Origin of the sequence: Streptomyces sp. NPDC005263, assembly GCF_042872365.1 — a bacterium.
Classification (GTDB): Bacteria; Actinomycetota; Actinomycetes; order Streptomycetales; family Streptomycetaceae; genus Streptomyces.
Genome location: NZ_JBIAKJ010000009.1, coordinates 111,206 through 124,283, shown reverse-complemented (window position 1 = coordinate 124,283; position 13,078 = coordinate 111,206). Strand labels below are relative to the sequence as shown.

Below are 13,078 nucleotides of genomic sequence, written 5' to 3'. Positions count from 1 at the left end.
CTTTCACCGGCGCCCGGTTGTCACCGGCACCCGATCATGTGTTGGCCGTGTAGTCCTTCGCGAACTCCTCGGCCATTCTGTCGCCGCCCCGGGACCGCCACTTCTTGACCGCCCCGTCCCATTCCGACAGCGGGACGCGCCCGGCGACGATGCCGGTGACAGTGTCCTCGAGGAGCGCTTTCAGTGTCGTGCCCTGGGCGTTCTTCGTCCGTGACTGCAGGCCGTAGGAGGCGTTGCGGATGGCGCGCGGGACGGTCTTGAGCTGCCAGGCGTGCAGGGCCCGTACGGCGTCGGGCATGCCCGGCACGAACAGCACCTGGGGGCCTTCGGCGAGGTACTTCAGCGGCAGGTTGGTGTTGTTCTCCACCTCGCCGAGTTTCGTGGGCTGCGGGGAGCCGTCCTTGCCGCGGGTGAAGTGGGTGCCCTCGACGCCGTAGTGGACGAGTTCCCACTCCTTGCTGCCGAAGGGCGCGGCGAGGTGGTCCAGGACGCGCAGCAGCAGTTCGACGCGTTCCTTCTTCGCCTTCTTCAGCACCGTGTAGCCGAAGGAGCGGCGGGCGGCGACAATGCCGCCGGGCTCGCCGCCGACGCTGTACGGCAGTGCCGCGGCCGGGGTCAACTTGCCCCGGGACTCACGGTACTTGGGCAGGTAGGCGCCGAAGCCGTCCTGCATGGAGCCGACGGTGCCGTTGTAGTAGAGGGTGGTCAGGTCGATCTGGGAGATGGACGTGGCGTCCGGGTGGAAGGAGCCCGCCTTGCGTAGTTCGGACTGGAAGGCGATGGACGCCTTGAAGCGCTCGTCGTCCCAGGCCGGCCGGAAGGTGCCGTCCTTGGTGACGGACCATTCCTGGGGCGCGTTGTGGGCGGCGGAGTGCACGGCGTTGCCGAACAGGGAGCCCGCGGCGGCGCCGAGCGCGTACGTCCGTCCGCTGGTCGCCCGCTTCGCGACGGCGGCGAAGTCGTCGGCGCTCCAGCCCTCCGTCATCCCGGCGTCGGTGAACATTCCCTGGTTGAGCCAGAGGGTGGAGCCGGGCAGCGGGCGTTCCAGGGGGATGCCGTAGATGCGACCGCCGATGCGGCCCATGTCCCGCCAGGCGTGGGTGGGGATGCCCGCGAGGTTGGGGTAGTCGGCGACGGCGTCGCCGGACAGGTACGGCGTGAGGTCCTCCGCGCGCCGCTGCACGAACTCGGCCTCTCGCGGCAGGACGAACCCGGAGAAGAGGTTGATGATGTCCGGCAGGGCGTCGGCGTCGCCGGCCATCACGGTGGCCATCTTCTTCTGGTAGTCGGCCTGGGAGACCACCGTGTACTCGATCTTCACGCCGAGGGCCTTCTCGACGGCCGCCCAGAACCGGTTCGCGGAGGCGGGCTTGGGCGGGGTGCCGAAGGACACCGACATGACCTTGACGGTGGACCCGTCGCCGGGGGTGCGGGCGACGGACTTGACCAGGTCGGAGGGGTAGGCGGTGTATCCGGCCTGGACACCGGCGTCGGTGGGGGCCAGGTCCGGCTTGGGGCCGGCGGCGGGACGGTACGTGGGCCAGGGGGCGAGCTTCTTGCCGGCGTTGGAGACGTCACTGTCGCCGGAGCTCGTGGAGCAGGCGGTCAGCAGACCGGGGACGAGGACCGCGGCGCCACCCGCGGCCGTGGAACGCAGCAGGGTACGGCGGGACATGCGAGGCATCGGCAAGTCACCTTTCTACACACGGCTCTTGAGGGGGCCGTCAGCGGCGGACGGAACCTGTCAGCTCTTGATGGCGCCGGTGAGCACGCCCTTGGTGAAGTACTTCTGCAGGAACGGGTAGACCAGCAGGATCGGCACGGTGGCGATCACCAGCACCGCCATCTGCACGGTCTGCGGCGCGGTGACGGTGCCCTCACCGGTCGTCGCGTCGGTGAGCCCGGAGCCCGCCACCACGTAGGTGCGCAGGACCTGTTGCAGGGGCCAGTGGTCGCTCTCCAGGTAGAGCGAGGCGTAGAACCAGGAGTTCCAGTACGCCACCGCGTAGAACAGCCCGACCACGGCGAGCGCGGCCTTGGACAGCGGCAGGACGATCGAGACCAGCACCCGCCAGTCCCCCGCCCCGTCGAGCCGGGCGGCCTCGTACAGCTCTTCCGGGATGCCCTGGAAGAAGCCGCGCAGGACGACCAGGTTGAACACGTTCACCACGACGGGCAGCACCAGCGAGGCGTAACTGTCCAGCAGGCCCAGCTCCTTGACCAGCAGGAAGCTGGGGATCATGCCGGGCGGGAAGAGGAACGTGAACAGGATCAGCAGCAGCGCGGGCCTGCTCCCGAAGACGCCCGGGCGGGACAGCGCGTAGGCGAGGGTCACCGTGCAGGCGAGGCTGAGCAGGGTGCCCACGACCGTGACGCCGGCGCTGACGCCGAGGGCGTGGGTGACGATGCCGCCGTCGAGGATGTCGCGGTAGGCGTCGAGGGACGGATCGGTCGGCCACAGCACCCAGCCGCCGTTGTCGACGACCTCGTCGGTGGAGGCCAGCGAGGTCGACACGATGACGAGGAACGGCACGCACACCAGCAGCACGACGGCGACCAGCGCGAGGGCTTTGGCGGCCTGGGTGAGCGGCTTCGGCTTCTCCATCCAGCCGGGCCGGACATGGGCACTCACCTGTAGACCCCCTGTTCGCCGAGCCGGTGGGCGACCTTGTTGGCGGCGTAGACGAGAAGGGCGCCGATGACGCCCTTGAACAGGCCCGCGGCGGCCGCGAATCCGTAGTCGCCGCCGACGATGCCCTGGTAGTAGACGAAGGTGTCGATGATCTCCGCGGTCTCCGGGCCGACCGCGTCGCGCTGGAGCAGCATCTGCTCGAAGCCGACGGAGAGGATGTCGCCGAGCCGCATGATGAGCAGCAGCACGACCACCGGGCGGATGGCGGGCAGGGTGACGTGCCAGAAGCGCCGCCAGGGGCCCGCGCCGTCGATGGCGGCGGCCTCGTACTGCTGCTCGTCGACCTGGGCCAGCGCGGCGAGGAAGATGATCGTGCCCCAGCCGGCGTCCTTCCAGATGACCTGGGCGACCACCAGCGGCCGGAAGGCGTCGGGGTTGCCGATGATGTCGACGCTGTGCAACCCCATGCCGTCCAGCGAGGAGTTGAGCAGGCCGGTGTCGCCGAGCACCTGCTGGAAGAGGGCGACGACGATCACCCACGAGATGAAGTGCGGCAGATACGCCACGGACTGCACGAGGCGGCGCACCGAGCTCCAGGTGAGGCTGTGCAGGAGCAGGGCGAGGCCGAGCGGCACCGGGAAGTAGAAGACCAGCTGGAGGACGGCGATCCAGAGGGTGTTGAGGACGGCCGCCCAGAACTCCCCGTCCTCGAACATCCGCTGGAAGTTGCCGAGCCCGACCCAGGGGCTGCCCCAGAGGCCGTCGAAGGGGACGTACTCCTTGAAGGCGATGACGTTGCCGACCAGTGCGCCGTAGTGGAACAGCAGGAAGTAGGCGAGGCCGGGCAGCATGAGCAGAAAGAGCGCGCTTCCTTGAAAGCGTTTTCGCTTCGGATGCGCGCCGCCTTCTCGGCGAGGAGCCGCGTCGACCTCCTCTGTACCTGCGTGTTCCCGTAGTACTGCGGCCACGGGTCCCCCTCATGTCTCGAAGTCGGAGTGAGGGGAAGTTAAAACGTTTTCATCGCGCCGTCAACAGCCCTGACACAGAAGGGTTGTTGACGGCGCGGCACCCGGCGGGCCGGCTCGGGCCGCGTCACTCGTCCCCGCGACCGCGCCTCCACCCACCCTGACCAGGGCGATCGCCCCGCCCACGACTCACGGAGTCGAGCCGCGCGTCGATCCGGGCCAACTCCTTTTCGGGGGTGGCACCTTGCCGCTTCTGCTAGCCCACGATCCGCCCGTTCACCACGATCCGCGACGGCGCCCCCAGCACGCGCACGTCCGTGCGGGGATCGCGTTCGTACACCACGAGGTCGGCCGGTGCGCCCTCCTCCAGGCCGGGGCGGCCCAGCCAGGTGCGGGCGCTCCAGGCCGTCGCCGAGAGGGCGTCCAGCGGGGGGATGCCGGCCGTCACCAGTTCCGCCACCTCGGCGGCCACCAGGCCGTGCGGCAGGGTGCCGCCCGCGTCGGTGCCGACGAAGACCGGGATGCCGGCGTCGTAGGCGCCGCGGACGGTGTCGTAGCGGCGTTCGTGGAGTCGGCGCATATGGGCCGACCAGCGGGGGAACCTGGCCTCGCCGCCGTCGGCCAGCTTCGGGAAGGTGGCGATGTTGACCAGCGTCGGGACGATCGCGACCCCGCGGGAGGCGAACAGCGGGATCAGCTCCTCGGTCAGACCGGTCGCGTGCTCGACGCAGTCGATGCCGGCCTCGACCAGGTCCCGCAGGGAGTTCTCGGCGAAGCAGTGGGCGGTGACCCGGGCGCCGAGACGGTGTGCCTCGGCGATGGCCGCCTCGACCGCCTCCCGCGGCCAGCTGGGCGCCAGGTCGCCGAGGTCCCGGTCGATCCAGTCGCCCACCAGCTTCACCCAGCCGTCACCGCGCCGCGCCTCCTGGGCGACGTACGCGACCAGGTCCTCCGGTTCGATCTCGTGCGCGTAGCCCCGGATGTAGCGGCGGGTGCGGGCGATGTGCCGGCCCGCACGGATGATCTTGGGGAGGTCCTCGCGGTCGTCGACCCACCGGGTGTCGGAGGGCGAGCCGGCGTCCCGGATGAGCAGGGTGCCCGCCTCGCGGTCGGTGAGCGCCTGCTTCTCCGCCACGTCCGCGTCCACGGGCCCGTGCGGACCGAGGCCCACGTGGCAGTGGGCGTCGACCAGGCCGGGCAGCGCCCAGCCCTCGACGGTCCGGATGTCACGGGCCCCGGCGGGGCGGTCGTAGGAGATCCGGCCACCGACGACCCACAGCTCGTCACGGACCTGGTCCTCGTCGCGGCCGACAAGAACCCGGCCCCTCACGTGCAGCACCGCTTGGTTCATGTATCGCACCTTATGCAACCCGCCCGCCGCGGGATGCGGGGGCATCCGGGATCACCGTCCCCGGGGTCCCTCGGCGGGCGACCGCGAATCAGTCGGCCTTCCCAGCCTTCTCGGCCTTCCCGGCCTTCTCCGATGCACCCTCCTCCACCTCGGCCCGCGCCGGATCGAGGAGGCGCGAGAGGAAGTGGCGGGTGCGTTCGTGGCGCGGGTCGCCGATCACCTGCGCGGGGGTGCCGTCCTCGACGATCGTCCCGCCGTCCATGAAGACGACCCGGTCGGCGACCTCGCGGGCGAAGCTCATCTCGTGGGTGACGACCATCATCGTCATGCCCTCGTCGGCGAGCATGCGCATCACCGCGAGGACGTCCCCGACGAGTTCCGGGTCGAGCGCCGAGGTCGGCTCGTCGAACAGCATCACCTGGGGGCCCATGGCGAGAGCGCGGGCGATCGCGACCCGCTGCTGCTGCCCGCCGGACAGGGAGGAGGGGTAGGCGTCCGCCTTCTCCGACAGGCCCACCCGTTCCAGGTTCTCGGCGGCCACCCTCGCGGCCTCGGCCTTGCCGCGTCCGAGCACCCGGCGCTGCGGGAGCGTGAGGTTCTCGGTCACCGTCACGTGCGGGAAGAGGTTGAACTGCTGGAAGACCATGCCGATACGGCGGCGTACGGCGTCGATGTCGACGTCCGGGTCGGTGAGCTCGCTGCCGCCGACGAAGACCCGGCCCTCGGTGGGTTCCTCCAGCAGGTTCACGCACCGCAGCAGGGTCGACTTGCCGGACCCGGACGGGCCGATCACGCAGACGACCTCGCCCCGGCCGATCTCCAGGTCGATGCCGCGCAGCACCTCGTTGTCGCCGAAGGACTTGTGCAGGCCCTGGACCTGGATCTCCGGTCGGCTCATTTCACGGCCTCCTGGGCCTTCGCCTCCATACGGCGTACGACGAAGCCGAGCGGGATCGTGACCAGCAGGTAGCACAGTCCGGCGACGAGGATCGGCGTGGAGTTGGCGGTCGTACTGGCCAGGTCGCGGCCGTACTTGGACAGTTCGCGTTCCTCCAGCGTGACACCGAGGAACAGCACCAGCGAGGAGTCCTTGAAGAGGAGCACCAACTCGTTGGTCAGCGGCGGGAGGATGATCCGGAACGCCTGCGGGATGATGATCGAGACCATCGCCCGCGCGGGCGAGAAGCCCAGCGAACGGGCCGCCTCCAGCTGCCCCTTGGGCACGGCCTGGATGCCCGCGCGGATCGTCTCCGCCATGTACGCGGCGGCGACCAGACCGAGCGCGAGGGCGACCTTGCCGTAGGTGCCGCCGATGATCTCCGTGCCCGGGAAGGCGAGGGGGACCGCGACACCGATGAAGATGAAGATCAGCAGGGCGGGCAGGCCGCGGAAGATCTCGATGTACACGCCGGCGAACCAGCGGTACGGGCCCACCGACGACAGTCGCATCAGGGCGATCAGCAGGCCGAGCACGAGCCCGACGACGAAGCCGGACAGCGTGTAGAGCACGGTGTTCTTCAGCGCCAGGGTGATGACGTCCGGGAACATCTGCTCGGCGATGTCCGCCTGCGCGAACTGGTTCTTGAGCTGCCCCCAGTCCGCCGAGACCGCGAAGCCGATCACCGCGGCGACGAAGACGACGTACTGGGCGCCGCGCGACAGAGTGCGCTTCTGGCGCCTGGTCAGGCCCTTTTTCCTGGGCTGGGGTCGTATGTCCGTGTCGGTCATGGGATCAGGAGGCGGACGGAGAGGCGGACGGGGCGGCGGCGGACTCGTCGTAGGGGCCTATCCACTTCTCGTACAGCTTCTTGTACGTGCCGTCGGCCTTGGCGTCCTTGATCGCCTTGTTGACGGCGGCGAGCAGCTTGGTGTTGCCCTTCTTGACCGTGAAGCCGTACTGCTCACCGGTGTTGAGGTTGTCGACGACCTTGAAGGCGTCGGCGTTGGCCTTGGTCTTGAGCCAGCCCTGGACGACCGGGTAGTCGATGATGACGGCCTTGACCTGGCCGGAGCGCAGACCGTTGAGGACGGCGTCGGAGGACTCGAAGGAGACCGGGTCGAAGCCCTGCTTCTGGACGTACTCCTCACCGGTCGTCTGCGCCTGCGCACCGAGCTTGACCTTCTTGGACTTCAGGTCGGCGAGCGAGTTCACGCCGCTCTTCTTGTCCACCAGGACGGCCTGGGTGGCGTCGAAGTACGGGTCGGAGAAGTCGACGTTCTTCTTGCGCTCCTCGGTGATGGTCATGCCGGCCGCGGCGAGGTCGCACTGACCGGCGTTGAGGAAGGCGCCGGTCTTGAAGTTCTCGAACGGCGTGTCCAGGATGTCCTGCTTCACGCCGAGGTCCTTGGCGACCAGGTCGACGAGGGAGACGTCGAAGCCCTGCACCTTGCCGCCCACCTCCGACTGGAAGGGCGGGTACGGCAGATGCGTGCAGGTGGTGAGCTGACCGCCCTTGACCAGCCGGACCCCGCCGGCCGCGGTCTTGGAGCCACTGCCTCCGCTGTCGGTGGAGGTGCAGGCGGAGACAGACACGAGCACCAGCCCGGCCATCGCGGTGGTGGCGGCCAGGACGCGGGTCCGGCGCCCGAGAAGGGTGTTCACGGCGGGCCTTCCTAGGGGGGAACTGTGGGTTCCGATTATAAGGAGACGTTTGAGTCCCTCAAACCAAAACGATGGTCACGCGGCTGCCCGACCTACGAAGCAATCGGTCGGGGTGAGACGAATGGTGCCGGTTACCCTCGTCTCGTCTACCCCGTGAGTGAAGAGAGCACCCCCGTGACACATCCGTTTCTTGATCTGGCCCCGCTGACCGCGGCGCACTTCGCGTCGATCGAGGACCGTGTGGCGCGGTTGCTGAGTACCGGTCAGGACGTGGTGATCACGCAGGGCGAGGCGCTGCTGCCGCTGGAGGGTGCGATCCGTTCCACCGCCGGGCCGGGCACCACCGCCCTCAACGTCATCACGGGCCCGTACGGGCAGACCTTCGGCGACTGGCTGCGCGACTGCGGCGCGACCGTGATCGATCTGGCGGTGCCGTTCCACACGGCGGTCGGCGCCGAACAGATACGGGAGGCCTTCGCCGAGCACCCGGAGATCGACTTCGTGTCCCTGGTGCACGCGGAGGCGGCCACCGGCAACACCAACCCGGTCGCGGAGATCGGGGAGGTGGTACGGCGGCACGGCGCCCTGTTCTACCTGGACGCCGTCGCGTCGATCGGGGCCGAGCCGGTGCTGCCGGACGCGTGGGGCGTGGACCTGTGCGTGATCGGGGCGCAGAAGGCGATGGGCGGCCCCGCGGGCGTCTCGGCCGTGTCGGTGAGCGAGCGGGCGTGGGCCCGGATGGCCGCGAACCCGGGGGCGCCGCGACGGTCGTACCTCTCGCTGCTGGACTGGAAGGACCGGTGGCTCGACGGCGGCCGCACGGCGCTGCCGCACGCGCCGGCCCAACTGGAGATGCTGGCGCTGGAGGCTTGTGTCGAGCGGATCGAGTCGGTGGGTCTGGACGCGGTGATGGACCGGCACCGCCGGGCCGCGGAAGCGACGCGGGCGGGTGCGCGCGTGCTGGGCGCGGGCCTTGAGCCCTATGTGCACGCGGACCGTGAGGCCGCGCCGGTCGCCACGACCCTGCGGGTGCCGTCGGGGACGGTGGCGTCGGAGGTGGTGGCGCGGGCACTGGAGTCGGACCCGGCGGCGCCGTTGGTCGCGGGCGGCGGCGCGTTGGCCAAGGAGATGATCCGGGTCAACCACTACGGGGCGGACGCCACACCGGGGGCGGTGCGGGCGAGCCTGTCGGCGCTCGGGGGCGCGATGCGGGAGAAGGGCCTGGACGTCGCCGTGGAGGGGGCGTTGCGGGCGGCCGAGGACGCGTGGCGGTAGTCGTCCTGGGCGACCCTGAGGGCTCGGCCGCGAACGCCGGACAGGCGGAAACAGCCCGTGACATGCTCGCTCCATGACCACCGACACCGGTTCCCCCCTCACCCTTCCCGACGGCCGCACCGTCCCCCTCACGACCGGCGAGGAGCGGCCCATGCTCGAGAGCTGGCTCGCCTTCCACCGGGCGACGCTGGAGCTGAAGTGCGCCGGGCTGGACGACGCGCAGGCGCGGACCGCCTCTGCGGAGCCGTCGTCGCTCACGCCTCTCGGGCTGGTGCGGCACCTCACCGTGATCGAGCGGAACTGGTTCCAGCGGGCAGCCGCGGGAGCGGACGTGGCGCCGCTGTACGGGGAGCAGGGCGGCCTCGTCCTGGATCCCGGGCAGGGGCTCGACGAGGCGCTGGCGGCATGGAGGCGGGAGATCGCCCGGGGGGACGAGGCCTGCGCCGAGCTGCCGCTGGAGCACACCGGGCGGATCGCCGACGGGCCGTTGGCCGGCCTGGAGGTCAGCCTGCGCTGGGTGTACATCCACATGATCGAGGAGTACGCGCGTCACAACGGGCACGCCGACATCCTTCGGGAGCGGATCGACGGAGTGACCGGATTCTAATTCCGGATTAACCTCGGAAGTAATGTCGGACACATTTAGGAATGTTTTCGAGAACAGCTTCCCGTATTCTTCTGCCCGCTTTCCTTCGACCTAAACGCAAAGATTCTGCGAACGCGAACGGGCGTAATTCGGGTAGATCTCGTGGGGGTTACCCAGCTGTGACGCGTTACACAGCACGATCATTTTGCCCCTTATCTGACGGGCATACCAGCAAAAAAGGGACGACATTCGCGCGTCTGTACGCGCCCGCGCGATAACACAGATCGCGCTCGCATGTAACCCCCCACGGCGATGCATTTTTCTATTTCCCTCGGTAAATTCAATTCGCATGACTGCCGCACAAGCAGACCTGCAAATCGACCGTCCGTCGGTGGCGGACGGCGCCTCGCTGTGGCGGATGGCCAGGGACTCGAAGGTCCTCGACCTGAACTCGTCCTACAGCTATCTGCTGTGGTGTCGTGACTTCGCCGCCACCTCGGCCGTGGCGCGCGACGAGCACGGAGAACCGATCGGCTTCATCACCGCCTACGTCCGGCCGGAGAGCCCGGAGACCCTGCTCGTCTGGCAGGTGGCGGTGGACGAGGCGTACCGCGGCCGTGGGCTCGCCGCCGCGCTGCTGGACGGGCTGGTCGCACGGACCACCGCCGAGCGCGGGCTGACCACCGTCGAGACCACCATCACGCCGGGCAACACCGCCTCCGAACGCCTGTTCACGTCGTTCGCCGAGCGCCACGGCGCCCGGCTGGAGCGCGAGGTGCTGTTCGAGACGGGCGTGTTCCCCGACGGACCGCACGAGCCCGAGGTGCTCTACCGCATCGGGCCGCTGACCCGCACCCCCTCCGCCTGACCCCCTGTCTTCGCCTGACCACCGCCGCTGCACCCCACGCAACGAGGAGCGATTCGTCGTGACCATCACCCAGCCCGACCTCAGTGTCTTCGAGACCGTCGAGTCCGAGGTACGCAGCTACTGCCGCGGCTGGCCCGCCATCTTCGACCGTGCGCAGGGCAGCCGCATGTACGACGAGGACGGCCACGAGTACCTGGACTTCTTCGCCGGAGCGGGGTCACTGAACTACGGCCACAACAACCCCGTCCTGAAACGGGCGCTGATCGACTACCTGGAGCGCGACGGCGTCACGCACGGGCTCGACATGTCGACCACCGCCAAGCGGGCCTTCCTGGAGTCCTTCCACAACCTGGTCCTGCGGCCGCGTGACCTGCCCTACAAGGTCATGTTCCCCGGCCCGACCGGCACCAACGCCGTGGAGGCCGCGCTGAAGCTGGCGCGGAAGGTGAAGGGACGCGAGTCGATCGTGTCGTTCACCAACGCCTTCCACGGCATGTCGCTCGGCTCGCTCGCCGTGACCGGCAACGCCTTCAAGCGGGCCGGGGCCGGCATCCCGCTGGTGCACGGCACGCCGATGCCCTTCGACAACTACTTCGAGGGCACCGTGGAGGACTTCCTCTGGTTCGAGCGGCTCCTGGAGGACCAGGGCTCGGGCCTCAACAAGCCCGCCGCGGTGATCGTGGAGACCGTGCAGGGCGAGGGCGGCATCAACGTGGCGCGCCCGGAGTGGCTGCGCGCGCTGTCCGAGCTGTGCGAGCGGCAGGACATGCTGCTCATCGTCGACGACATCCAGATGGGCTGCGGACGCACCGGTGCCTTCTTCTCGTTCGAGGAGGCGGGCATCACCCCCGACATCGTCACCGTCTCCAAGTCCATCAGCGGGTACGGCCTGCCCATGTCGCTGTGCCTGTTCAAGCCCGAGCTGGACATCTGGGAGCCGGGCGAGCACAACGGCACCTTCCGCGGCAACAACCCCGCCTTCGTGACCGCCACCGCCACGCTGGAGGCGTACTGGGCGGACGGGTCCGTGATGGAGAAGCAGACCCGCGCCCGCGGCGAGCAGGTCGAGCAGGCCTTCATCTCCATCACCGAGGAGAACCCCGCCGACGTGAAGGAGTACCGGGGCCGCGGCCTCGTGTGGGGCCTGGAGTTCCACGACAAGGAGCGGGCCGGACGGGTCGCGAAACGCGCCTTCGAGCTCGGCCTGCTCATCGAGACGTCGGGCCCGGAGAGCGAGGTCGTCAAACTGCTCCCGGCGCTCACCATCACGCCCGACGAACTGGACCGGGGCCTGAGCGTCCTGGCCCGGGCCGTCCGCGAAACGGCCTGACCGCACCGACACATCCGTCATCCATCTAGGAGGCATCGCAACACCGTGATCGTCCGTTCGTTCAAGGACATCGAAGGCACCGACCGGCATGTGAAGGCCGAGTCCGGCACCTGGGAGAGCAAGCGCATCGTCCTCGCCAAGGAGAAGGTCGGCTTCTCCCTGCACGAGACGACCCTGTACGCGGGTACGGAGACGTCGATGTGGTACGCGAACCACATCGAGGCCGTCGTGTGCGTCGAGGGCGAGGCCGAGCTCACCGACGACGAGACCGGGCAGAAGTACACCATCACGCCCGGGACCATGTACCTGCTCGACGGCCACGAGCGGCACACGATGCGGATCAAGGAGGACTTCCGCTGCATCTGTGTCTTCAACCCGCCCGTGACCGGACGGGAGGACCACGACGAGAACGGCGTCTACCCGCTGCTCACCGAGCCCGAGGAGGTGTGACATCCCATGACCACCACCACGCCTGACACCACGGTCACGGACCTCTATCCCAGCCGCGGCGCCACCGAGGTGGCGATCCCGCGTCAGGACCCGGTCGTCTGGTCCGCGCCCGGCGCGGCCGGCCCGATCCCCGGCCCCGACCTCCAGTCCTTCGAGCGTGACGGCTTCCTCGCCATGGACCAGCTCATCGGGCCCGACGAGGTCGACGTGTACCAGCGGGAGTTGGAGCGGCTCGTCACGGATCCGGGGATCCGCGCGGACGCGCGCTCGATCGTCGAGCCGAAGTCCCAGGAGATCCGGTCCGTCTTCGAGGTGCACAAGATCAGCGAGCTGTTCGCGAACCTCGTGCACGACGAGCGGGTCGTCGGACGGGCCCGGCAGATCCTCGGCTCGGACGTGTACGTCCACCAGTCGCGGATCAACGTCAAGCCGGGCTTCGGCGCCAGCGGTTTCTACTGGCACTCCGACTTCGAGACCTGGCACGCCGAGGACGGTCTGCCGAACATGCGGACGGTCTCGGTGTCGATCGCGCTCACCGAGAACTACGACACCAACGGCGGCCTCATGATCATGCCGGGGTCGCACCGGACGTTTCTCGGGTGCGCGGGGGCCACTCCGAAGGACAACTACAAGCAGTCCCTGCAGATGCAGGACGCGGGTACGCCGTCCGACGAGGCGCTGACCAAGATGGCGTCCGAGTACGGCATCAAGCTGTTCACCGGCAAGGCCGGTTCGGCGACCTGGTTCGACTGCAACTGCATGCACGGCTCGGGCGACAACATCACGCCGTTCCCGCGCAGCAACGTGTTCATCGTGTTCAACAGCGTGGAGAACACGGCCGTCGAGCCGTTCTCGGCTCCGGTGCGGCGACCGGAGTACATCGGGGCTCGGGACTTCACTCCGGTGAAGTAGACCCAGGGCCCCGTGGAGCGGGGGGGGGGGGGGGGGGGGGGGGGGGGGCCGCCGGCCCGGGGGGGGGCCCCCCGCCCCGGGGGGGGCGGGCGGCGCCCCCCCGGGCG

13 protein-coding genes are annotated in these 13,078 nt (G+C 69.2%); 6 read left to right on the top strand and 7 right to left on the bottom strand.

The genetic code is table 11. The features are described from left to right. Positions 1-34: 34 nt before the first annotated feature. From ACFYRY_RS33475 to ACFYRY_RS33445, 7 genes are all read right to left on the bottom strand, one after another. Positions 35-1,684, bottom strand: coding sequence for an extracellular solute-binding protein (locus ACFYRY_RS33475; RefSeq protein WP_389154247.1), 1,650 nt, complete (start codon positions 1,682-1,684; stop codon positions 35-37). 60 nt (positions 1,685-1,744) lie between these two features. Continuing rightward, positions 1,745-2,632, bottom strand: coding sequence for a carbohydrate ABC transporter permease (locus ACFYRY_RS33470; protein ID WP_389154244.1), 888 nt, complete (start codon positions 2,630-2,632; stop codon positions 1,745-1,747). Continuing rightward, positions 2,629-3,483: an ABC transporter permease gene (locus tag ACFYRY_RS33465; RefSeq protein ID WP_389154242.1), complete on the bottom strand. Its 855-nt coding sequence runs from the start codon at positions 3,481-3,483 to the stop codon at positions 2,629-2,631. Before ACFYRY_RS33465 ends, ACFYRY_RS33470 begins: the two co-directional genes overlap by 4 nt. A 370-nt stretch (positions 3,484-3,853) precedes the next feature. Then, positions 3,854-4,948, bottom strand: a complete 1,095-nt coding sequence (locus ACFYRY_RS33460) for an amidohydrolase family protein (protein WP_389154239.1) — start codon at positions 4,946-4,948, stop codon at positions 3,854-3,856. 88 nt (positions 4,949-5,036) lie between these two features. After that, positions 5,037-5,846: an amino acid ABC transporter ATP-binding protein gene (locus ACFYRY_RS33455; protein ID WP_389154236.1), complete on the bottom strand. Its 810-nt coding sequence runs from the start codon at positions 5,844-5,846 to the stop codon at positions 5,037-5,039. Beyond that, complete coding sequence (locus tag ACFYRY_RS33450) at positions 5,843-6,676, bottom strand: amino acid ABC transporter permease (RefSeq protein WP_389154233.1); 834 nt, start codon at positions 6,674-6,676, stop codon at positions 5,843-5,845. Before ACFYRY_RS33450 ends, ACFYRY_RS33455 begins: the two co-directional genes overlap by 4 nt. Before the next feature lie 4 nt (positions 6,677-6,680). After that, complete coding sequence (locus ACFYRY_RS33445) at positions 6,681-7,550, bottom strand: transporter substrate-binding domain-containing protein (protein ID WP_389154231.1); 870 nt, start codon at positions 7,548-7,550, stop codon at positions 6,681-6,683. A gap of 174 nt (positions 7,551-7,724) precedes the next feature. Between ACFYRY_RS33445 and ACFYRY_RS33440 the strand changes: the two genes are divergently transcribed. The 6 genes from ACFYRY_RS33440 (at position 7,725) to thpD (ending at position 12,971) form a co-directional block, all read left to right on the top strand. Then, positions 7,725-8,825 (top strand): pyridoxal-phosphate-dependent aminotransferase family protein, encoded by a 1,101-nt coding sequence (locus ACFYRY_RS33440; RefSeq protein WP_389154228.1) that lies wholly within the window; start codon positions 7,725-7,727, stop codon positions 8,823-8,825. Between the two features lie 73 nt (positions 8,826-8,898). Next, the gene (locus ACFYRY_RS33435) at positions 8,899-9,432 is read left to right on the top strand and encodes a DinB family protein (RefSeq protein WP_389154225.1); all 534 of its coding nucleotides are present in this window, start codon (positions 8,899-8,901) and stop codon (positions 9,430-9,432) included. 328 nt (positions 9,433-9,760) lie between these two features. Beyond that, positions 9,761-10,279 carry a diaminobutyrate acetyltransferase gene (ectA, locus tag ACFYRY_RS33430; RefSeq protein WP_389154222.1) on the top strand — a complete coding sequence of 173 codons (519 nt, stop codon included), beginning with the start codon at positions 9,761-9,763 and terminating at the stop codon, positions 10,277-10,279. Positions 10,280-10,337: 58 nt separating this feature from the next. Then, positions 10,338-11,609, top strand: coding sequence for a diaminobutyrate--2-oxoglutarate transaminase (gene ectB, locus ACFYRY_RS33425; protein ID WP_389154219.1), 1,272 nt, complete (start codon positions 10,338-10,340; stop codon positions 11,607-11,609). A gap of 45 nt (positions 11,610-11,654) precedes the next feature. Beyond that, positions 11,655-12,059 (top strand): ectoine synthase, encoded by a 405-nt coding sequence (locus tag ACFYRY_RS33420; RefSeq protein WP_356777138.1) that lies wholly within the window; start codon positions 11,655-11,657, stop codon positions 12,057-12,059. 6 nt (positions 12,060-12,065) lie between these two features. Further along, positions 12,066-12,971: an ectoine hydroxylase gene (gene thpD / locus ACFYRY_RS33415; RefSeq protein ID WP_389154216.1), complete on the top strand. Its 906-nt coding sequence runs from the start codon at positions 12,066-12,068 to the stop codon at positions 12,969-12,971. The last annotated feature ends 107 nt before the right edge of the window (positions 12,972-13,078 follow it).